We start from the raw sequence: 20,589 nt of genomic DNA on the forward strand, positions 1-20,589 counted from the left end.
TTATTCCATTTACAAATACCCCTTTTACAATTCTTATTTCTTCCGAAAAATAACCTCACACAGTATTCCCACTCCAACACCAATTGTATAAGCCACTACATCACTCCACAAAAAACCGTATCCCAACACGAGTCCGCCCAAAGTCGTTGCACGAATGCTATCTATCCATTCCGCATGATACAATTGGCTCGCTTCAATCCCGTAGCAAAACATTAAACTAGTAAAAGCCAACTTCTTCGTCTCTGTTTTAGGAAACAAAAATCCAAAGCCAGTGAAAATCATTAATGCCCATAATGCATCACCTAAATAATCATTTAATAGATGTGGTAGTGCAAAAGCAAACTTTCTTGAGCTAAGACCTAAAATAATAACAACTATAGTAAATAGTGCATATACTACTCTATTTCGTTTCGTATTCATTTTAAAGTCTCCTAATATGTAATGTAAAACTGTAAATAGCTAGTAAAACAAAGTTATTTTACTAGCTATTTATTGATTGCTTTTATGATAAGAAAATGTGGATTCATATTTAAATAATGATATGATTTTTCGCTTACTTCTTTCATTTTTTCAATTGCCTTCGGTTCCACTATCTCTTCTAATACAAAATAATTTGTAGTTTCATTTAGTATGTCTTGTAATGATCTTCTAAAAAACTTGACTTCAATAGTAATATTCGGTTTAACCCAAGTATCTATTAATAACTGTTTTTCAAAATAATTTTCACATGGAAACTTTGTGAAATCCATAAAAGGATGATGAATAGAATAAATAAGTTCTCCACCTGGCTTCAATACACGACGAAATTCTTGAAATACTTGATTCCAATTTTCTATATAATGAAGAGTTAATGAACTTACAATCACATCATACGTATTATCTTCAAATGGCAATGTTTCTTGCAGATCATGACAAAGGAACGTCGCTTCTTCTCCTATATTTTCTTTTGCTGCTTTTACCATTTCAGGACTTACATCAATTGCTGTAACATTTGCTCCTCTTCCTATGAATTGAGAAGTATACCATCCAGCTGCACATCCAGCATCTAATATCTTTTTTCCTTCTAGTTCCTTTGGAATAAGCTCCATCATCGCCGGTCTTTCATAATAACTGTTATATGGATTTGCGAAATCTAGATTTTCTTTATATGTACTCGCTAATTTATCATACGTATCTTTAATCGAATCTTTCATTACACACACTCCTAATACATATTAATCCATTAACTCCTGCTGCTTTTTCTTTGAAAATGATTGTAGTACTAAATCATACGACCAATCAATCATTTTATTAATTTGCTCCTGCTCTATACCCTTATGAATATAAACGGTATTCCAATGTTTTTTATTCATATGATACCCTGGAATAATTGTTTCTGGATAATCTTCTCTTATTCTTAATGCGACTTCTGGATCACACTTCAATGTAATCGCAGCCTTTTCACCTTCTTCATGATTTACTATCGCAAATATTTTATTATTAAGCCTCATACATGTTGCACTCCAGCCATCTGGAGAATCTTCTGTCGCTTTTCTTTTCGATAAACAGTACGCTCTTGTTGCATTCATTTTAATTGGCACCTCTTATTCTTTCCCTGTTTGATTACGATGCATCACAATTTGCTTCGTTGCTTGAAATTGCTGCTCACCGTAAAACTTTATTAGCTTCTCTCCGCAAAATAGACTAACAATATCAATATGAGATATTTCTCGAAGTAATATTGTAAGCATTTTCTCTCCAATACCTTTATTTCTTACATTCTCATGTACGACAACATCTTCAATGTATGCTCGAAAAACACCATCAGAAACGACTCTAGCAAATCCAACTAATTCATTTTCTTCCCATACTCCAATGGCTATACTATTCTTTAACATTTTTTCAATATCGACTTCTTTTCTTTCTGGCCACCAACCGACAGAATCATAAAGCTTCTTAATTTTTTCTGCACAGATTGGTTGTTCTTGTTGCAATTTATACGTGTACATATGCTTTCTCCCATCAATCAGTATACATAATATTATTATAATCTCTTTTCAAAAAAGTGCTGACTATGACCTTTTGGATGATCTTCAACGATACCATACTCTCGGTAACCGTGCTTTTTATAAAATTCTGGCGCTTGAAAACTAAATGAATCTAGCAATATTAATCTGCACCCTTTTTCCTTCGCAATTTCTTCAATTTTATATAACAGTTGACTACCATAACCGTCATGACGAACTGATTTATCAACCCATAAAAAGTCGATATGAAGATGATAAAAATACATCGTACCTGTTACACCACCAAATATTTTTCCTTCTTCATTTTTTACTACGAGGCTTACTTTTTCCATCGGCTGTTTTACTTCATCTGTTAAGATGGACATATTATATTGAATGACTTTATTTTTAATGTATTCTCCTTCAATACGTGTACCGTTCTCTATATGTTTCATATACATTGCTTCCTTTCAACTTAGTAAGCTACATTTTATTTTTCCCCTTTAAAATACTAATCAAAACGAATCCACCATATGTAACAAAGCATGAAAAGCCAATTATCCCTGGTACAGAGACATAGCCTACCCTTATGTAATTTATAACTGCAAAACAAGCGATAGACAATAAAATAGATGGCCAAAATATAACAGCTATTTTTCTTCGCCCTCGTTTCGATGTACTTTCTTTCTCTTCAGAAACACGTGTGCCAAAAAGCAATACAATACAAATAAGGATCGCTGCAAAGTAAATTGTATCTAATGACAAATTGTGATCATATAGGGCGATTCCAACTTCAAGAGCAATAATCGTTAAAATTAAAATAATGATTGTTAAAGTCTTTAAGTTTCTTTTCAATCGCTCACTCCTAGCATGCTTTCACTATATTCTTTGTATATGTACTTTAAAACTACTGCAAAAGCTTCATCTACCTCTTTATTTTCACGGCGATTCGGTAAATCTTTTCCCCCAATCACATAAAGAAGTGGAAATTCGTTAAACATTCCTATTATACCAATAAATTCAATATCGAATATAAAAAACCTTTTCAGCAGCTCATATGAGCTATTAAAATAAGAAAAAGGTAGCATGAATTTTTTCTTGCTACCGAAAAATATTTATTCTTCTATAGGATTTTCAGGACCGTTAAGTTCCAGCTGATAAAAAGCTAAATCTAGCCATTTATTAAACTTATAACCAGCTTTTTTTATTGTTCCTGCATGAACAAATCCATAGTTTTGATGCAAGGCAATACTTTTCTCATTCTCTGCATCAATTCCAGCAATTAAGGTCATATACCCTCTTTCCTTTGCAATTTTGATTAATTCTTTCATTAATGAAGACCCAATGCCATTTTTTCTATATGCCTTATCTACATACACAGAATGTTCAACTGAATATTTATAAGCAGGCCACGCTCTAAATGGGCCGAATGTCGCAAATCCTACTACTTTATTATCTAATTCATATACGATAATTGGATACTCTTCAGCCTTTTTTTGTTCATACCAATCTATTCTATTTTCAAGGGTTACAGGTTTATACGCATATACAGCTGTTGTATAAAGTATCGCATCGTTATAAATATCTAAAATGTATGCTAAATCTTTTTTCGTTGCTTCCCTTATCATTATTTTCTTCCTTTCATCATGTTCACCTTATTTTACTATCTTTTTAATAGTTTTATTTTATCGAAATTTCCGATTTTTATCTACATACGAATACTAGCTTTTCGGAAACCATCAAATATATTTATTGCAGCAGATAACATGTAGAAGAAAATTCCTCCCCCAATGAGCCACGTTTTAAACTCCTCTGAGGAAATAGTAAATGCATTTGCCAAATACGTAATAAACCCTGCGTTAAATACATGTGGATTTACTACAATTACAATGAATACTATCGTCCCAGCTATTTGAAGAATAGCATTCCCAATCGCCAATCTTTGAGTCCATTGTCCCTGCACTAATTTATAAAGGGATATACATATTTCAAAAACGATCATAATTACAACGATTGGCCAGTACTGCAATAAAACATCTTGATTAAAAGTTGGCAAGACAAACTTCAGTCCATTTGCCGTACCATTATATACGCCAACAAGATGATTCGCATAAAAGTAAAGTGTAGCCCAAACTGCTGTCCACATTAAACCTCCAAAAACTTCAAACTTCGAGATTGCTTTTTTCTTTGGGATATACGAGATGTTTTTCAAATCATCTGGTGTCCATTTTTTTAAACTTGTCGTCAACGGCTCGATACCTTTGTCTTTATCTGTTCTTTCTAAAATAACAAACACAAGTGTCAACCAGAAAAATACATGGAGGCCCACTTCAAAAATTCCCCCAATGCCTTTACCTATCAATTGTAAAATAACATTTAATACCGCTTGATCACCACTATAGCCTATAAAATTTTCTGCAACCATTGATATGAGTGCAATGACAGCTGCGATTGGTATAATCATTTTTAACAACGTTGTATATACATCAAAATAACGTGGTCCAATTAAATGCATCGGTCTATCCAAATAACCATTAGCCAATGAAACCGGACTCCCCAATTTTTCGAGAACGCTCTTTACATCTTCCTCATTATAATCTTCAGGTAACATATCATCTATAGTTGACCTTAGTTCAAGTGTAATATCTTCACGATTTTTTTCAGGTAATCTCTTCGCAACCTCTTGGATATAGAGATCAATTAAATTCATTCCCTTCCTCCTCCTTTAATAAGTTATAAAGTTCTTTCGAATCTTTTATCCATTCTTTTTTCAACTGCAAAAATATTTCTAATCCATAATCACTTAAAACATAATACTTACGAGGTCTACTCTCCGTTTTATCCCAACTACTCGTCACTAATTCCTGCTTTTCTAATCGGCGAAGTAGTGGATATAAAGTACTTTGATCAATTGTAACCCCTGATTGCTCCAATAACTGGACAAGTGAATATCCGTACTGCGGCGTTCTTAATTGACTTAAAACAGCTAACGTTAATGTCCCTCTTCTTAACTCAGTAATTAACGAGTTTAATAAAGTATCCATTCACTCACCTCATTTCCATTACTATATGTCATACAGTATGTGTTTTATACTATGTATCGTACAGTATTAATGTGACAAAAACTATAATTTTTTACCAAAAAAACAGATAATGAACAGCGCAAATTATATGATTTGTGCTTTTTTAGCTAAGTTATATATAACACTCTATAAGGTAACAACCTTAACTACTAATTTTGAAGTTCCAGTAATGCTATATTAAGTTACAAATATCGTATACATATGATGTGAACATAACCTCTCACTATAGGAAGCTATAAAAACGGTGAATTACCATGGTTGAATGATTCCCGTTTTCAGCACCTAATCAACGTTATTTCCTTCATAAACTTCATCTTGTTCAAAATCTCTATTTTTGTTTGGTTTATTAGAGGAAAATAAAAAAACAATTAAATTAGGTTAATTGTTTTTCAAATACAAAATCTTTATTTTTTTAAATAACCTATGATATTCGAAAAGACAAATTCTCCAAATGCAAGTGGTATATAAATAAACCATAACTTTAATATTGCCTTTGTTTCTTTGTGATCAGAATCCCCCATTAAAACCAACCCTATCCTTTATTTTCAAATATTTTGATTTTAATTCCAATAATAAGAAGATTATACCATTTACAAATTTAATAGTCTATGTTTTCTAAAAATTAAATAAACATATTCCCTCAATATTCAGATAAATATAATAACTTTTTTACGTTTCATCTTCAAATTCAATAATGAGTCCTGTTAGAACCGCTACATTACCAATCGATTGGATCCCGTGACCAATAAAATCCATCTTAAATTCTTCCTACTTTAATTTATGTAATGATATAATAACACTAAATTTTCAACACGTGCTTAATAGATTGGGGACTTGTAATGGATAAACCTCTCACTGCATTACAAACTATTATTATACATATGAATACAACTGAGCATTGGCATGATTTTATTTGTTACTGTCAGCATCGCGAAGCGGGACTTCGAAAATTAGCTTTTAAACATTTAGAGACATTTATTACAAATGCAAAGAAATGGGAATCAAAAGATCAAGAAGAGTTTGCCATTTCGCTGTTTACTATTTTAGATGCATTAAACGAAAAAGATGAGGTCTTAACTTTCTCACTAAATAGTTTTCTAATTGACATTCTATATAGATGGACAGAAAACAACCCATTTGATTCAAGACCTTTTAGATGGATAGGAATTTATATGGACTCTAGCAATAAAGAAGACGATTTAGAAAAATCCCTTCGAAAAGCGATTGAATTAGGTGGTGATACCGAACAAGAAGCCTTGATATACCTAGTTTCTAATTAAATCAATACTTTAGAATTTGGTACACATGAATTCCCTTCAGGTTATTGCGGAGATTTAAGTGAATGTATAGAAAAACTTCCCTATATGCTTCAATTAATTGATAGAATTCAGAATAAGAACATAAAGGAGCAAAACATTGGGCAAATACAAGAACAACTACACCTTATTCTAGATTGGTTAAAACATACACAAACTCCAGTAGATGCCGTTCGTGTACGGGAAAAAGAACAAACTCAGGAATTAGAAAAGGTCATTGTATATTATTTACACAACAGCTCAAGTCGTTAATTCATCGTGTACAGAGATAATAAAGTTGTTTAAAAAACGCCAGTCATGTTATTCAACAATCGGGCTATATAACGGAATAAATCCTTGTGAAAATTAAAAACATTTGAAATAATCGTTATTAAGTTGAAGCAGAGCGATTGCAGCAAAAGGTGATACGACTTTTTCTTACTTAATAATCGTACGATAGTTAAAAAATTCAACTAATTATATTCCGAAAGGGTGTGTGTAGTATCTTATCAACTAATGTTTTTACTTATAAATCTAAGGATGGAAAAACAATAATAATTAGAGAAGCTAAAGAACGGGATGCAGAAAGAATACTAGATTCTGCTTCAAAAGCTTTAATAAGCGCTCCATACATGCTAAGTACGGTTGAGGATGTAAAAAAGGTGCGTATCGATGCTATTCAAAAAACGTTAAAAGCTTATTATGAAAATCCAAATTATGTACAGTTTATTGCTGAAGTTGATGGTAAGTTAGTCGGTGCAATAGATTTTAAGAACGGAAACAAAGAAAAAATTAGTCATCAAGGGGCTTTTGCGATGACCATACTACCCGAATATCGAAATTATGGTATTGGAAGAGCTCTTCTAGAAACGTTAATCAATTGGGCTAAAAATAACAGTAAGATTGAAAAAGTTTGTCTTGAGGTAATGGAAGATAATCTAGGTGCAATCCAGTTATATAAGAATCTAGGCTTCTTTGAAGAGGGTAGAAAAGCAAAGGGTGTAAAATTGGATGGTAGCTATCAAGATTTAATATTAATGGCTTTATTCGTTTAAAATTGAACATTAATTTCAATATAAAAAGAGGGTCTTCATAGTCATCTCCCTGTTAAGTAGACAGTAATAGAAACCCTCTTTTTATATTTATCCCACATTAGCTTGCAGTAAAACTCCCCACTGATTATAGTTTCACTTTATTTTAATCCTTTAATTAAAGGTGACGCTTCCCCACTATGGAAAATCCATAAGTCATGAAGTGATCTCGTACATCCGACATATAGTAACTTTGCATCATGTTTTGTGTTTTTGTAATGTTCCTCATCCACATCAATTAAAAGCACCGCATCAAATTCTAAACCTTTCGCTAAATAGACAGGTACTACTGATATACCACCTTCATATTTACTTTGGTTTGCTTCAATTACGTTTACCGTTAATCCTGCATTTGTTAATTTCACATATATATCACGGCATTCATCTTCTGTTCTTCCGATTACCGCAATTGTTTTCACATCTGCATTTTGCAAATGTTTTACCGTCTTCACAATTTCAGTAAATTGATTTTCCGCATGAATTACTTTCACATCTTCTCCACTGCGGAAGACTGGTGTTGCGAGTCCTACTGGGATTTCTGCATTTTTAATTATTTCATTTGCAAATTCAATAATTTCTTTTGTAGAACGATAACTTCTTGTCAATTCATAATAACCGGTTTCTTGGAATACTTCCTTAAAAGCATTCCAATCTTCAATTCCTTGGTAATCATAAATCGCTTGCGATAAATCACCTAATATAGTGAAAGAATTACCTAATGTAATTTCTTTTAATACATAAACTTGGAAAGGCGAAAAATCTTGCGCTTCATCAATAACAACGTGATGAAACTTCTGCCCGATTTCAATCCCTGTTATACGATGATGTATGTATATTAAAGCTGGTAAATCTTCTACATACACTTCTTTTTTACGACAACTCTTTTCTGTTTCTTTAACAAGTTCTTCAGGTAATACCTCGAGTATTTCTTTACTTTTTACTATTGAACTATACAGTGAAAGAGCACTCATTTTCGGCCAAAACTTCATATATGCGTTCAGTCTCTTAGTCGCTTCTTTTTTAAGTAATTTTTTCTCGTTTGTTTCCCCGAATTTTTTAAGTTCAATTTCAATCCAGCGCTTCATTCGTCCTACTAATCGTTCTCTTCTTTTCTGTAAAGGATAATGTTTATATTCAACTTGCATCCATTTTTTAATATCTTCTACTGGAATAATCGCTCTATCCCACGCCTCAAAATCTTTTGTCGGAACTAACTCATTTTCAAATTGGATCATTCTCTCTTCAATAAACGTCTTAAATTCCAACGTACCCTTTAATTTACCTAGCATTATCTTCTTTTCATCACGATTAATTGAAAATGCTTCTTTCAATTTTTCTTCTGTCTGCTTTAGTTTCACTGAATCATCTAACGTACGTAATGCCCAATCCAGAAACGTTGTTTGACTAATATTCCCTACACCTAATTCAGGAAGTACACTCGAAATGTAGTCTAAAAACAGACTATTCGGCGCAAATACGATCATTCTTTCTGCTTCTAGTTGTTCACGATATTCATAAATTAAAAAAGCAAGGCGATGTAAAGCAATTGTTGTCTTTCCGCTCCCTGCAACCCCTTGAATAAGTAATGGTAAATTTCTTTCCGCTCGAATAATATCATTTTGTTCCGATTGAATCGTTGAAACAATATCCTTTAGCTTATTATCTTTATTCTCACCTAATCGATATAGAAGAAAATCATCGGCATGCGATACATCTTCATTTCCTTTTACATATGTATCAACAACACGTTCAAGTTCTCTTTTTCGAATGGAAATGTTTCGTTTTAAATACACATCACCTTCTACTAACCCATCTGGTGATTGATAAAATGCTAATTCTTCTCCACCGGTAAATGAATAAAACATACTTGCGACAGGCGCCCGCCAATCAATAATGATTGGCTTCATCGTGTCCATATCCGAAACCCCTACTTTTCCGATATAAATCGGCATAACTTCTTCTTTTCCATCTTCCTGAAAATCTAACCTTCCAAAGTACGGCTCTTGCACACCAATACGTAAGTTTTGTCTATTAGACTCCCTCATACTTTCAAGAATTTGCTCTTTAAAATCTTCTCCATAATAAACCGGGGTTTTTTCAAGCTTATCCAATTGCTCATCCATCGTATGTAAAGTATCCTTCATTTTTTGTAACTCATCTTCAAATATGTTGCTCATTTCGACGATTCCCTCCTGTCCGTTCTAATTTTTCAGTCGAAGTATCATTGTATTAAAAACCCAATCATAAAGTCAATAGTTTCCATTTAAATTTTCCGAAAAAACTTACTTTTCATCTTTCTAATTTAAAAAGAATATGCAACATCTAAATCACACAAATACACATATAGTATAGTGATGCATACAAAAGATACTACTTTCTATTTGTCTCCTATTTAATTTATCTATTAAAAAACATTTTAAAAATGAAAGACTTTAATCAATGGGCGTTTTACTGCCCATAAATAGTAGGATAAATAAAAGTAAAGGAGGCTCTTCGAATGAATATTTTTAATATTTTGAATCCACCTCAAGATTAAATATGCTTTTATCTGGCTGTATCCTTATGGTTTGATGGTCAATTATGTATGTTGAAATATATAGACTTACAAAATCCGTCTGGCCATGTGTTATCATGCATGCAATCGAGGCTGCTGTTCCTACTGTTTTAGTTACAATAACAGGGATTATTACTCTTACAAACAGTAGTGATTTTTGGTTAAATCCTACTAGCGGGGTCGCTGCTACTGTTTTATTTCTCGGAATTGGAATCGTACTAAGAACTATAAGAATAAAAAGAGAACGCCAATTATTCACACAATAAAAAGCAGATAATGAATTCGTCATTATCTGCTTTCCAATTTTTAAAACTACCTTATTATATTTTTTGATACATAAGCCAGTCACCAGAGTCTATCACTTTCTTTAACATCTTTTTATTCTGAGCGATATACACATATGCCTCAATTTCCCTATCAGCAACATATACTGTTTGCGTGATTCGATCATATAAATCAGTCTCCGCATTACCTGTATATTCTTCTAGTTCATCTAACTTACACAATATCTCATCATTTACTACATAAATTTCTCCATACACCTGTTCTTCAATCGAATAAGTCATGGCCGGATATCCTTCGTTCGTATCAAATAATTTTCCATATGTCCAAGCTCTGTCTGCGATGCATGTTGCACCTAGCATATAATGAGCATTCATTTGTCCTCTTCTTAACGTTCCATAAACGAAAACATGATACATAAATTCTTATCCCCTTTATATGCCTCTACTTTCTTATTTGTAAATAAGCACGAATCATAAAGTAACTCACTTCATTCGGAAGCTGTTCTTTAATAGATTTCAGACCACCATCTGCATTTTGAACGGCAGTTTCAATAAGAGATTCATACTCTGCTGGAACAAAGCTTTGCCAATCTACTTCCATTCCATCCTCATAGCAGCGAATTAAATGGTTTTCGATTGTTTGTCTTGATAAGTTACGTTCTTTTGCAATCTCATTCAAATCAATACCTTGTTTATACATTTCATACGTTTCTAAATGAGAATTTGCGGACGCTTTTCCTGACTTTTTACGCTCTGAAACTACTTCTGTCTTAATCGTTTCAGCATAATTTGGATTTTCCTTAATAAAATGCTGAACTGCTTGTAAGAAGTGCGAGCCATATTTCACAAGTTTGTGTTCTCCGATACCTTTTACCGTCAACAATTCGGAATCACTTTGCGGCATTTTCACACACATATCTTTTAATGTTTGGTCAGAGAAAATAACGAACGGAGGTACACCTTCTCCTTGTGCAATTTCTTTACGTACTTCACGAAGCACTTCAAATAAAGGATGGTCTTGAACAATTTGTCTTGTCTCTACTCGTTCTTTTCGTAAAACATTCTCTTTACCAAGTAATACTTCTTTCCCTTTTTCAGTTACTTTTAACGTCGGATAAGTGCCATGTTCAACTGCAATTAACTCGTCTGAAATTAAAAACTCAATAAACTCACTGACCTCTTTTACACTACGGTTCGATAAAAGCCCATACGTTGGTAAAGTATGAAAATTAAATTCAATAACTTTCTTATTCTTCGACCCAGTTAATACTTGCGCTATCATTTGCTTTCCAAAGCGTTGGTTCGTTCTAATCATGCATGATAAAACCATTTGTGATTCTCTTGTCACATCGATGCTCTCGCGATTGTCTGTACAATTACCACAGCGTCCACAATCTTCTTTCGGTTCTTCTCCAAAGTATTGCAAAATGAATGATTGTAAACATTGTTCTGTATGACAGTAATCGGTCATATTTTGCAATTTTTCAAGTTCATTTGAAAAACGTGATTCTCCAGTTGATTGATCAATTAAAAAACGCTGTACTTGTACATCTTGAGAAGAATATAACAATATACATGTACTATCTAATCCGTCACGACCAGCACGTCCTGCTTCTTGATAGTAACTTTCCATATTTTTTGGAAGCTGATAATGAATTACGTAACGAATATTCGATTTATCAATACCCATCCCGAATGCAGATGTTGCTACCATTACACTTACTTCATCTCGTAAAAAGAGTTCTTGTTGCTCATTTCGATCACTATCACTCATACCAGCATGATATTTTGATACAGAAACACCTGCCTTCATCAAATCTTCATATAACTGATCGACTACTTTTCTAGTAGCTGCATATATAATCCCGGATTCCTTTTGATTTTGACGAATATAATCCGCCAAATATGCATTTCGATCTTGCCCTTTAATGACAGAAAACGATAAGTTCTCACGCTCAAACGTTGTCATAATTGTATTTTCTTGATTAATTTCAAGTGTGTTACAAATATCATCACGTACTTGCGGTGTTGCTGTTGCTGTTAATGCTAATACGAGCGGCTTTTCTGGAAGATAATCTAATATGCGATGTATATGTAAATAACTTGGACGGAAATCATGTCCCCACTGTGAAATACAGTGTGCTTCATCAATCGCAATCATAGGGATTTTCATATCAATAAGTTGATCAACAAACTCCATCGAATCAAGACGCTCAGGCGCCACATAAAGTAACTTGTAATGTCCTTGTTTCGCTAATTGAATTCGCTGATTTGCTTCTGCAATAGATATAGAACTATTAATATATGTAGCTGAAATGCCATTCTGTACCAATGTATCTACTTGATCCTTCATAAGTGATATTAGAGGCGATATAACCAACGTCGTTCCTTCAAATACTAATGCCGGAATTTGATAACAAATCGACTTACCGCCACCCGTTGGCATAATACAAACCGTATCTTTCCCATCTAGTACATTTTTAATTGTTTCATCTTGTCCTCTTCGAAACGAAGAATAACCAAAGTAGGACGCTAAAAGTTCTTGTGCTTTAGTAAACAAAAAAGAGTCACCCGCTTTTCTTTATCTTTCATCTACTTCTATTATATCAATCACTTATGCGACTTGAAAGGGATGATTAGATGCTTATTGTTTTTTCATTATTCTATGTTTCTTCACTTATTTAATATGAATTAGCATCATTATTTTATATGTTTTACAACATTTATAACGTAAATCCAGTACACAAGAAGAAAGAGTTTCAATTTAAATGTTCATTTTATTTCCCTTTCTTGAATACTACTAATCGTATACATATAAATTCAGGAGGTTACTATATGAAACATCGTAATATGAGTTCCATCAAGGCAAAAACGAAAACACAAAAACTCCAATTCTCTAATAATGATGCGTGGAAATATGAATCATACTATAAGTACCAGCCATTATTCTCTTATAAAAAGCTTTTTAATTTTCTTTCTCAACTTTTTAGACGTTAATATATGTGCAAAAAATATATCATTCACAGAATTTTTCTCAATATTAAATGTATAGACTTACTACAATTCAGTTGTTACCATATATAATAATCTGTTGGATAAACCCCTTAAGTTGACCTGCTTATATTAGCAGGTCTTTTTCATGATTACATACTTCTGTGTACCTCGATCTCACTTCCAAGTCTTTTCTCCATTTTATAACCATATTTAGATCCCAACAATTAATGATAATCATAAATTGTTGGGATTTAAATTGTTCACATATAATTATGCAATTCTTCTTTCTCAATACACAAAACACATTTTACTTGTTACTATAAAAGTACTCCAGATGAGTTTTTTGCTCATCGACATTATCTAGTTATTGGGGCCTGCCGCGGGAAGCAGGTCCCTTTGACTGTATGAAGGTCCCAATTTCATTTGGACACATTTACCAGGTTTTTTTAAAAGAATTTTATGATAACATTACGTAGTCGAGTCCGACATCTCGGCAATACCCTTTTGAGGGTCTGCAACTTCCCTTACAGACCCTCTTTTACTTTATATTCAATTTATTCATATATACCACAACACCATTCATTGAATTTCTCCATTTCAAATTCCCTAAAAATAATCTAGGACACGTAACTAAAAATAAATCTTCATCATACTTTGAGTTATACATGTTCAAAGGAGTGTTACTATTTATGTATTCTTATTGGCAATCGTATTACTCCCCCTACCATAACCCTTATGTAAACTATGATTTATCCGTACGGAACTACCGAATTAGTAAAAATGAGAATTTTTTAAAAGGGTATATGCGTTCTTTATGGGAACAACACGTCGCTTGGACGAGATTGGCTATTATAAGTATAGTATTTAATTTACCAGATGTTAATGTTACTGTTGGACGACTTCTACAAAACGCAACACATATGGGACTATCACTTGAACCATTTTACGGTGAGGATGCAGTGAAAAAATATAGTGCATTAATTAAAGATCACTTAGTAATTGCAGCGGATCTTGTTAAAGCCGCAAAAGCTGGTAATCAAAATGCAGCGGCCGCTATAGAGAAAAAATGGTACGCTAATGGTGACGCAATTATTGAATTCCTTAACAGAATCAACCCATATATAGATAAAGAAGAATTTAGAAAAATGTTTTATGAACATTTAGCACTAACGAAAGCAGAAGCACTTGCCTTCCTAAATAAAGATTATGAAGCAGGAGTAAAACTTTACGATAAAATTGAAAAAGAAGCATTAGAAATGGCTGACATGATAACAAACGCAATCGTAAAACAATTCCCGCAAGTATTTCAATAAAGTGAAACTTTAATCAGTGAGGGGTTTGTTCATCCCCCACTGATTATCAGCTCTCACCAATCGGCTTATTTAGTTTTCTCTCCATGATATTTCACCTCTCCTCTTTACATTTAGCTTATATCGATATATTTTATTAATATCCGTTTTTTATAGGAGGAAATAGTTTGATTAACGCGATTGGTCTCGTTTTTATACTTACAAATAAACACGAGAAAAAAAAGAAAGTTTACTTAAATGAAAAATTTGCACTAATAGATATTATTGATTCTAAAGAAGTATTTGATGATGAAGGGAATCCTTTAGTAGAACTAACATGTAAATACAGTATATATTTAGATGAAAAATATTACTGTAAATCTCTCGATGATTATACCGGACAAGTCTTTCCTTTCTTAAGTGCAAAAATAGGAAAAGGTCTTCTAAGAAACTTAAACTATTACTTTTCTTACGTTGATGCCTATGATAAGAAACCACCAGTTAAAGAAATAAGACCACTTATGAAACAAGTAACTAACAGATAGCCAAAAATACCAAAAAAAGAAAGCATCTAACCCTGGATGTTTTCTTTTTTATTAAAAACTCATTAACTTTCATCCTCTTCTAAAAGTATGTATCCAAGCATATTTTAAATTAAAAACATTGGAGGATTAGAGTGAATGAAATACTCAGAAACAATTATAAGCAAACGACTTCGAATACTTAAAATGACGGGTATGTTTTTCATGCTAGTGTTAATAGCATGGATTGGCTATACAAAATTACTTTATGAAAACGGCTTTCTTCAAGAAAAAAAGAATTCAGTAGAAGTAATGAACACTAGCATTACAGGAGAAATAGAGCAGCTTTTTCATATAAACTTGCAAGGTTATCGAAAAACAAGCCTTGATGCTGTTATAGAAGCCAGTAAAACCGATCCAAGTGAACTATCCTTAATTGAACTAGTCAACAAATCCTGCTCGCGAGATTGCATAGGTGAACCAGTTACATATGTAAACTCAAACAATGGATATATCTTTTATAAGGAATCTAATGGAACTAATGTAGCTATAACGGTTAAAAAGAAAGACACATGGGTAATTGTAAAGAAATCTGTTCAAGATGGAATATAATCACCCAAAAAAAGAGTACGCATCGTACTCTTTTTTATTATTAATACCCTTCCTCTTCATGCCTACAATGGCATTTCGCTTTTGTTTTACAATGACATTTTTCACACTCACACTTCGGTTTCTCTTTGCAACAACACTCGTGAAAATCATTGCGCTTACATCTACATCTCCCAAACATTAAATCATCCCAAAATTTATTACAATCTTGAAAATGTCCACAATGACAAGTATTTCTCATAAATATGCTTCCTCCTTGATAGAATTCATCATATTCTATGTTTGAAAGTATACAAAGGCTTGTTTATTAGTCTATTTTCTCCATATTATAAGTAGAGTTAAAAGATTAAATAAAAATAAAAACCGTCACATGACGGCTCTTATTTTTGCAAACTACTCTTTTGTATAAAAATATTTAATTCCTTTCATATCTAACCAAGCAGTTGCTTTGTCCAGTTCGTTCCCTTGACGATAATCTGTTTCGAAATACACAAGCCCTTGGTTATCTCCACGAGATATTATTTTAGAAGTATATCCAAGCTTATCCATCATTTGAATCATGTCAGAAATTAAATTTACACCAAATTCATAAGTAACTACTTTGCTATATTTATTCACTATAATTCCAACCCCTTCTTGTTTTTTTATCGGCTCAACAATTTGATTTGTAAACCAAGCTAACGGCTTATTTCCAATCAGCTTATTTAAATCACACTTGCCGATACCAGCCACATTGCCTGTCTCTGTGTATTGCCAAATATCACATGGATACGCCGGTTTGTTACCACCATAACGAGGAATCCATACAAAATCACAATTGACATTTTCCATTCCAAATGGAGCATACATATGATGAGCAATATATAAACCGACTTTCTTAGCTCCTAATCTGCGTAATTCATCAATAAAAGCTTGTGCACCCGCTCTCATATCGTTCATTGTTCTTACTTCTACGTCAGCTACCCAAACTGTTGCATTTTTATCACCACGGTTCCAAAAGTCTCTTGCTTCTATCCGTGCATCCTCTACTGAAACGAAACGACAGAACGCATAATTACCAAACGGAATATTCCTTGCTTTCATTGCTTGTACATAATTTTTATATAAAGGATCTACATAGTTTGAACCATCTTGCACACGTGCAATTACGAAATCTAATTGTGGTGCTGCGATATCCCAGTTAATGTCGCCATTCCATTTCGAAATATCTACAATATAACCCATTATTTAACATCTCCTTTTTCATTATTATATTCAAAGCTTGTTTTTTTGTTATTATCAACTAATAAATAGTATGAGAGGTATTATATTATTGGGTAATAATTTAAAATTCGGCTTATGTATTGAGAAAACAAAATATTATTACGGGTTTAATAAGTAAAGATTTACAAAACTCTAAACTATATAAAGTGAAACGATAATTAGTAGGAGGCTACGAGCAGTGTAATTCCCACCTAATTTCTTAGCTTCATCCGAATTTTGAGGTAAGAATTTTACTTCCCGCAAATAGCTTGATAAATAAAACCACCTTTCTGACAGGTGGTTTTGTGTACTAATTTACATATAAATTGTCCATATTTTTATAGTTACTTAATATACTTGTTAACTAAAAATAAGACAATTTTTAGTTTTTAATCAAACCAATTTTCGTTTTATCTCACGTACTCATAGTACCATTTACGTGCATCTAACCAAGCTGTAAATTTATCGATATTCCCGGACGGATAGCCATTCGTTATAGCATAACCAATGCCATCTTTTTGAACGACAATTTGTCCATCAATACCCGCATCAACCATAGCTTGAGCCAAATCTTGTAAATTACTAAATGCTACACCACCAGTTTTTACTTTGAGCAAATCCGCTGCACCTCCTCCAGTTTGTCCTGTAAGAGCAAATACAATAGAATTAGCGATTTTATCAACATTCCATTTTGCCATGTCGGATTCATTATCAATAAACCCTAATTCAATAAGAATAGCCGGTGCCTTCGTTCCATTTAATACTGCTAAATCTGTACGTTGTTTCGCTCCTCGATCACGCCATCCAATATCTTTTGCTAGTTGAGCTGAGATTTTAGCCGCCAAATCTTTCTGATCATAATATAAAACCTCAACACCCTGTCCATTTCCATCACTTGCATTAAGATGAAAAGAAATAACTAAATCCACAGCATGGGAATTGCTATTCCGAATGATATTATTTAAATTTTGTGATTGAGTTGCCCCTACCTCGTCCGTATCGTCATAAACCGTGTGTCCTAGGGCTCTTAACTTAGCCGCCACGGCATCTTTAACTTGCCTATCTAGAACGTGTTCTTTCCGATTCCCGAAATTAGCACCTTGAACAATACTATTGTGTCCTCCGTGCAAACTATATCTAGCCATTATTCATCAACATCTCCTTTCTTAATATCTTATTCAAAACTTGTCTTATTGCTATTCCCACTTACAATCTTAACTGTGCCCATACGTCCTACATTTTCTAAAAGTGACGCAATTTGTTTTCGATATAAAAAAGCTATCGCTTCATAAATCGAATGATTTATTCTCTAAATTACTTTTACATGAATGACGACACGAACAAAAAAGCATCACCCTTTCGGCGATGCCTAAAAACTCTATTTTACTTTTCAGCTCCCTAAATAAATAGAGTTTAAAATCACTGAAACTACACCTATATTTCCTCCCCTTCCTTCACAGCTTCTTTCAACCTCTGCAACATATACCCAATTCCTTTACACCCCTCTAGCGGATATGTAATCATTTCTTCTGGATATAACTTTGTCACTACTTTTTTATGCTTCTTCCCTGCTAGTAAGACGATTTCGTCAAACTGTAGTAAACTTTTATCTACCATCTGTTTTTGTAATTGCTCTATACTTATTACCTCATCGCTTTTTGAATCAAATGCAAGATCATAGTTTTCTAATACAATATCACTTGGTCTTAAAAATCCATGTTTCGCTGATAATATAACCCAGTTTTCGAAAAACATAGTTGCGTACGCCTGACATGCTTTTCCGAACGGACTAATATATACATCTTTTGCTTCCATCGGTCCGTAGTCTGAATGTTTATCCCAAATTTTCTTTTTTCCGCATGGAATTATACATAGCCTTTTCATATATATTTCTACTCCCTTTACTTTGGTAAATAAAATTCGTTATTTTGTACATTTTTTTCTCGAAATACTATATAATAATTCTGAAAGTTAAAATTACACATTTTACCATATACGTACTATAGATTACTCTCATTGCAAATATTATAATACCATAAAAAATCTTTCATTTTTTCTTCAAAATAACGAAACTAAATTATAATAAAAGTATGTATTAATAAAACAATAAAGGAGGTTCATAAAAATGAAAAATATTATCCCTGCACTATTAGTCTATTTTATCGTTTGCGTTATTTCCGTTATCATCCCAGCATCTGAAGGCTATAATTATGTCGGCTGGAAGTTATTTGTTGGGCAAGTGTATGCGATACCTATTTTCTTCATTACTACGATAATCACATTTTATATAAACAAGAAAAAATCTTACGAATAAACGATTATAAGGATAGCTAAAGCTATCCTTATTTTAATTCGTTAATCCAATCTAAAATAACCCTTGCAGTACTTTATATCCTTTCTTCTAAAAAGTTAAACGCAACATCTGTATTTCAGCGTTTAAACGCAGTTCCTCCGAAATCCAGCTCTCTAATTTTGAAACAGATGCAATATTTTTTCAAAAAGCCCCTGTAATTTACTTTTCAATACTTCCATATCATTAAGCATACACAATGCGACTGTTTAAAAGTTAAAAATTTCTGCTTATTATAAATAAAAAAGGACAAGTAGCCAATCTGACTACTTGTCCTTACTGTTCATCTGTACGCAATACGATTAAGCTTGGAATGCTTCTGTTAATACTGGTACGATTTGTTTTTTACGAGATACAACACCTTTTAAAGTAGCTGTGTTGTTTTCTAGTGATACGTTGTATGCTTTCTCAACAACGTTTGCTGCTTTACCGATCGCAAGACCGACAGAATCGTTAGTTAAGATATCAGTTACAACGAATAAGAATAGGTCTAAACCTTTTTCTTCTACTACTGCAGAAATTACTTTTTCAAGTTCCGCTTGGTGTACAAGAACGTCGTTTGTATCAACAGCGTTTACTTGTGCGATTTCAACTTTCGCATTACCCATTTGGAATTCTTTAGCATCAAGAGAGATTAATTGCTCCATTGTTTTTCCGCTTAAGTCAGCACCAGCTTTTAACATTTCTAAGCCGTAGTTATCTGCATCTACACCAGCGATTTCCGCTAATTCACGAGCAGCTGCTACATCTTGTTCTGTGCAAGTTGGAGATTTGAATAGTAAAGAATCTGAAATGATTGCAGATAACATTAAACCTGCAACTTCTTTACGAATTGTTACGCCATTTTCTTTGTACATTTTGTTTAAGATTGTAGCTGTACAGCCAACTGGCTCACAACGATAGTATATAGGATCGCTTGTTTCAAAGTTAGCAATACGGTGATGGTCAATAACTTCTAACACACGAACTGATTCGATATCGTTAGCACTTTGTTGACGCTCGTTATGGTCAACTAAAATAACGTTGTCCACTTCGCTTGCTACTGTCTCAACAAAACGCGGTCCTTCTACTTTAAAATAGTCTAACGCAAATTGAGTTTCACCGCTGATTTCGCCTAAACGTACAGGCTCAGCATTCATTCCTAATTCTTTTTTCAATTCTGCATAAGCAATTGCAGAACAAATTGCATCTGTATCTGGGTTTTTATGCCCGAAAACTAGTACTTTTTCCATGTTTTCCACCTCTTCATGAAAAGGATATCTTAAAGAAGCAAATATGACAATATTTAAAGC

At 33.0% G+C, this 20,589-nt stretch carries 24 protein-coding genes and 3 pseudogenes; 8 read left to right on the plus strand and 19 right to left on the minus strand.

Annotation, left to right across the window (positions count from 1 at the left end; translation table 11 throughout):
- Nucleotides 1–33: 33 nt before the first annotated feature.
- The 11 genes and pseudogenes from DN407_RS13635 to DN407_RS32940 form a co-directional block, all read right to left on the minus strand.
- Complete coding sequence (locus tag DN407_RS13635; protein WP_006918662.1) at nucleotides 34–420, minus strand: ribosomal maturation YjgA family protein; 387 nt, start codon at nucleotides 418–420, stop codon at nucleotides 34–36.
- 65 nt (nucleotides 421–485) lie between these two features.
- A complete protein-coding gene (locus tag DN407_RS13640) occupies nucleotides 486–1,193 on the minus strand; it encodes a class I SAM-dependent methyltransferase (protein ID WP_000655256.1) in 708 nt (235 codons plus the stop codon).
- 21 nt (nucleotides 1,194–1,214) lie between these two features.
- A complete protein-coding gene (locus tag DN407_RS13645; RefSeq protein ID WP_000994622.1) occupies nucleotides 1,215–1,568 on the minus strand; it encodes an MmcQ/YjbR family DNA-binding protein in 354 nt (117 codons plus the stop codon).
- Nucleotides 1,569–1,583: 15 nt separating this feature from the next.
- Entirely contained in the window at nucleotides 1,584–1,988 is a 405-nt protein-coding gene (locus DN407_RS13650) for a GNAT family N-acetyltransferase (RefSeq protein ID WP_000288969.1), read from the minus strand.
- Nucleotides 1,989–2,023: 35 nt separating this feature from the next.
- Complete coding sequence (locus DN407_RS13655) at nucleotides 2,024–2,440, minus strand: GNAT family N-acetyltransferase (RefSeq protein WP_097862747.1); 417 nt, start codon at nucleotides 2,438–2,440, stop codon at nucleotides 2,024–2,026.
- 28 nt (nucleotides 2,441–2,468) lie between these two features.
- Nucleotides 2,469–2,840, minus strand: coding sequence for a hypothetical protein (locus DN407_RS13660; RefSeq protein WP_000827981.1), 372 nt, complete (start codon nucleotides 2,838–2,840; stop codon nucleotides 2,469–2,471).
- Entirely contained in the window at nucleotides 2,837–2,986 is a 150-nt protein-coding gene (locus tag DN407_RS13665; RefSeq protein ID WP_000481400.1) for a hypothetical protein, read from the minus strand. The genes DN407_RS13660 and DN407_RS13665 overlap by 4 nt, the downstream gene beginning before the upstream one ends.
- A gap of 114 nt (nucleotides 2,987–3,100) precedes the next feature.
- Nucleotides 3,101–3,613 (minus strand): GNAT family N-acetyltransferase, encoded by a 513-nt coding sequence (locus tag DN407_RS13670; RefSeq protein WP_061655930.1) that lies wholly within the window; start codon nucleotides 3,611–3,613, stop codon nucleotides 3,101–3,103.
- An 80-nt stretch (nucleotides 3,614–3,693) separates the two neighbouring features.
- Complete coding sequence (locus DN407_RS13675; protein ID WP_149216374.1) at nucleotides 3,694–4,695, minus strand: HAAS signaling domain-containing protein; 1,002 nt, start codon at nucleotides 4,693–4,695, stop codon at nucleotides 3,694–3,696.
- Nucleotides 4,682–5,029 (minus strand): PadR family transcriptional regulator, encoded by a 348-nt coding sequence (locus tag DN407_RS13680; protein WP_000380302.1) that lies wholly within the window; start codon nucleotides 5,027–5,029, stop codon nucleotides 4,682–4,684. The genes DN407_RS13675 and DN407_RS13680 overlap by 14 nt, the downstream gene beginning before the upstream one ends.
- Nucleotides 5,030–5,740: 711 nt before the next feature.
- Nucleotides 5,741–5,815 (minus strand): annotated as a pseudogene (locus tag DN407_RS32940) (DUF6944 family repetitive protein); the annotation flags it as partial.
- Nucleotides 5,816–5,907: 92 nt separating this feature from the next.
- Here DN407_RS32940 and DN407_RS13685 point away from each other — a divergent pair.
- Nucleotides 5,908–6,636: pseudogene (locus DN407_RS13685) on the plus strand (hypothetical protein).
- A gap of 221 nt (nucleotides 6,637–6,857) precedes the next feature.
- Nucleotides 6,858–7,418, plus strand: coding sequence for a GNAT family N-acetyltransferase (locus DN407_RS13690; protein WP_176520490.1), 561 nt, complete (start codon nucleotides 6,858–6,860; stop codon nucleotides 7,416–7,418).
- 137 nt (nucleotides 7,419–7,555) lie between these two features.
- Here DN407_RS13690 and DN407_RS13695 read toward each other — a convergent pair whose 3' ends face one another.
- Complete coding sequence (locus DN407_RS13695) at nucleotides 7,556–9,631, minus strand: HelD family protein (protein WP_098279475.1); 2,076 nt, start codon at nucleotides 9,629–9,631, stop codon at nucleotides 7,556–7,558.
- Nucleotides 9,632–9,965: 334 nt separating this feature from the next.
- Here DN407_RS13695 and DN407_RS13700 point away from each other — a divergent pair.
- A pseudogene (locus DN407_RS13700) lies at nucleotides 9,966–10,274 on the plus strand (CPBP family intramembrane glutamate endopeptidase); the annotation flags it as partial.
- Between the two features lie 54 nt (nucleotides 10,275–10,328).
- Here DN407_RS13700 and DN407_RS13705 read toward each other — a convergent pair.
- Both DN407_RS13705 and recQ read right to left on the minus strand, forming a co-directional pair.
- A complete protein-coding gene (locus tag DN407_RS13705) occupies nucleotides 10,329–10,709 on the minus strand; it encodes a gamma-glutamylcyclotransferase family protein (protein ID WP_098279476.1) in 381 nt (126 codons plus the stop codon).
- Nucleotides 10,710–10,734: 25 nt separating this feature from the next.
- Nucleotides 10,735–12,852, minus strand: a complete 2,118-nt coding sequence (gene recQ, locus DN407_RS13710) for a DNA helicase RecQ (RefSeq protein ID WP_098279477.1) — start codon at nucleotides 12,850–12,852, stop codon at nucleotides 10,735–10,737.
- 275 nt (nucleotides 12,853–13,127) lie between these two features.
- Here recQ and DN407_RS31645 point away from each other — a divergent pair, with 275 nt between their 5' ends.
- From DN407_RS31645 to DN407_RS13725, 4 genes are all read left to right on the plus strand, one after another.
- A complete protein-coding gene (locus DN407_RS31645) occupies nucleotides 13,128–13,289 on the plus strand; it encodes a hypothetical protein (RefSeq protein ID WP_000682739.1) in 162 nt (53 codons plus the stop codon).
- Between the two features lie 686 nt (nucleotides 13,290–13,975).
- The gene (locus tag DN407_RS13715) at nucleotides 13,976–14,599 is read left to right on the plus strand and encodes a hypothetical protein (protein ID WP_000287725.1); all 624 of its coding nucleotides are present in this window, start codon (nucleotides 13,976–13,978) and stop codon (nucleotides 14,597–14,599) included.
- 164 nt (nucleotides 14,600–14,763) lie between these two features.
- Entirely contained in the window at nucleotides 14,764–15,120 is a 357-nt protein-coding gene (locus DN407_RS13720) for a hypothetical protein (protein ID WP_000606231.1), read from the plus strand.
- Between the two features lie 135 nt (nucleotides 15,121–15,255).
- Nucleotides 15,256–15,708, plus strand: coding sequence for a hypothetical protein (locus DN407_RS13725; protein ID WP_000877572.1), 453 nt, complete (start codon nucleotides 15,256–15,258; stop codon nucleotides 15,706–15,708).
- Here DN407_RS13725 and DN407_RS31650 read toward each other — a convergent pair whose 3' ends face one another.
- The 4 genes from DN407_RS31650 to DN407_RS13740 all read right to left on the minus strand — a co-directional run bounded on the left by DN407_RS31650 (nucleotide 15,709) and on the right by DN407_RS13740 (nucleotide 18,831).
- Complete coding sequence (locus DN407_RS31650; RefSeq protein ID WP_000503011.1) at nucleotides 15,709–15,882, minus strand: hypothetical protein; 174 nt, start codon at nucleotides 15,880–15,882, stop codon at nucleotides 15,709–15,711.
- A 216-nt stretch (nucleotides 15,883–16,098) separates the two neighbouring features.
- A complete protein-coding gene (locus DN407_RS13730) occupies nucleotides 16,099–16,929 on the minus strand; it encodes a GH25 family lysozyme (RefSeq protein WP_000540614.1) in 831 nt (276 codons plus the stop codon).
- Between the two features lie 428 nt (nucleotides 16,930–17,357).
- Nucleotides 17,358–18,092 carry an N-acetylmuramoyl-L-alanine amidase gene (locus DN407_RS13735; protein ID WP_000135278.1) on the minus strand — a complete coding sequence of 245 codons (735 nt, stop codon included), beginning with the start codon at nucleotides 18,090–18,092 and terminating at the stop codon, nucleotides 17,358–17,360.
- Between the two features lie 289 nt (nucleotides 18,093–18,381).
- Entirely contained in the window at nucleotides 18,382–18,831 is a 450-nt protein-coding gene (locus DN407_RS13740) for a DUF6884 domain-containing protein (RefSeq protein ID WP_000824872.1), read from the minus strand.
- Between the two features lie 241 nt (nucleotides 18,832–19,072).
- Here DN407_RS13740 and DN407_RS13745 point away from each other — a divergent pair, with 241 nt between their 5' ends.
- On the plus strand, nucleotides 19,073–19,261 hold the full coding sequence (locus tag DN407_RS13745; protein WP_000789486.1) for a DUF4017 family protein: 189 nt from the start codon (nucleotides 19,073–19,075) through the stop codon (nucleotides 19,259–19,261).
- 338 nt (nucleotides 19,262–19,599) lie between these two features.
- Here DN407_RS13745 and ppaC read toward each other — a convergent pair whose 3' ends face one another.
- Complete coding sequence (gene ppaC / locus DN407_RS13750; RefSeq protein WP_000416865.1) at nucleotides 19,600–20,529, minus strand: manganese-dependent inorganic pyrophosphatase; 930 nt, start codon at nucleotides 20,527–20,529, stop codon at nucleotides 19,600–19,602.
- Nucleotides 20,530–20,589 lie beyond the last annotated feature (60 nt).

The organism is Bacillus sp. JAS24-2, assembly GCF_008274905.1.
In the GTDB taxonomy this organism is placed as follows: domain Bacteria; phylum Bacillota; class Bacilli; order Bacillales; family Bacillaceae_G; genus Bacillus_A; species Bacillus_A cereus.

Excerpts from the sequence above, each read along its gene's own strand:
- DN407_RS13635 (WP_006918662.1), bottom strand. The coding sequence starts at position 420 with ATGAATACGAAACGAAATAGAGTAGTATATGCACTATTTACTATAGTT.
- DN407_RS13640 (WP_000655256.1), bottom strand. The coding sequence starts at position 1,193 with ATGAAAGATTCGATTAAAGATACGTATGATAAATTAGCGAGTACATAT.
- DN407_RS13645 (WP_000994622.1), bottom strand. The coding sequence starts at position 1,568 with ATGAATGCAACAAGAGCGTACTGTTTATCGAAAAGAAAAGCGACAGAA.
- DN407_RS13650 (WP_000288969.1), bottom strand. The coding sequence starts at position 1,988 with ATGTACACGTATAAATTGCAACAAGAACAACCAATCTGTGCAGAAAAA.
- DN407_RS13655 (WP_097862747.1), bottom strand. The coding sequence starts at position 2,440 with ATGAAACATATAGAGAACGGTACACGTATTGAAGGAGAATACATTAAA.
- DN407_RS13665 (WP_000481400.1), bottom strand. The coding sequence starts at position 2,986 with ATGTTTAACGAATTTCCACTTCTTTATGTGATTGGGGGAAAAGATTTA.
- DN407_RS13670 (WP_061655930.1), bottom strand. The coding sequence starts at position 3,613 with ATGATAAGGGAAGCAACGAAAAAAGATTTAGCATACATTTTAGATATT.
- DN407_RS13675 (WP_149216374.1), bottom strand. The coding sequence starts at position 4,695 with ATGAATTTAATTGATCTCTATATCCAAGAGGTTGCGAAGAGATTACCT.
- DN407_RS13680 (WP_000380302.1), bottom strand. The coding sequence starts at position 5,029 with ATGGATACTTTATTAAACTCGTTAATTACTGAGTTAAGAAGAGGGACA.
- DN407_RS13695 (WP_098279475.1), bottom strand. The coding sequence starts at position 9,631 with ATGAGCAACATATTTGAAGATGAGTTACAAAAAATGAAGGATACTTTA.
- DN407_RS13705 (WP_098279476.1), bottom strand. The coding sequence starts at position 10,709 with ATGTATCATGTTTTCGTTTATGGAACGTTAAGAAGAGGACAAATGAAT.
- DN407_RS31645 (WP_000682739.1), top strand. The coding sequence starts at position 13,128 with ATGAAACATCGTAATATGAGTTCCATCAAGGCAAAAACGAAAACACAA.
- DN407_RS13715 (WP_000287725.1), top strand. The coding sequence starts at position 13,976 with ATGTATTCTTATTGGCAATCGTATTACTCCCCCTACCATAACCCTTAT.
- DN407_RS13725 (WP_000877572.1), top strand. The coding sequence starts at position 15,256 with ATGAAATACTCAGAAACAATTATAAGCAAACGACTTCGAATACTTAAA.
- DN407_RS13730 (WP_000540614.1), bottom strand. The coding sequence starts at position 16,929 with ATGGGTTATATTGTAGATATTTCGAAATGGAATGGCGACATTAACTGG.
- DN407_RS13735 (WP_000135278.1), bottom strand. The coding sequence starts at position 18,092 with ATGGCTAGATATAGTTTGCACGGAGGACACAATAGTATTGTTCAAGGT.
- DN407_RS13740 (WP_000824872.1), bottom strand. The coding sequence starts at position 18,831 with ATGAAAAGGCTATGTATAATTCCATGCGGAAAAAAGAAAATTTGGGAT.
- DN407_RS13745 (WP_000789486.1), top strand. The coding sequence starts at position 19,073 with ATGAAAAATATTATCCCTGCACTATTAGTCTATTTTATCGTTTGCGTT.
- ppaC (WP_000416865.1), bottom strand. The coding sequence starts at position 20,529 with ATGGAAAAAGTACTAGTTTTCGGGCATAAAAACCCAGATACAGATGCA.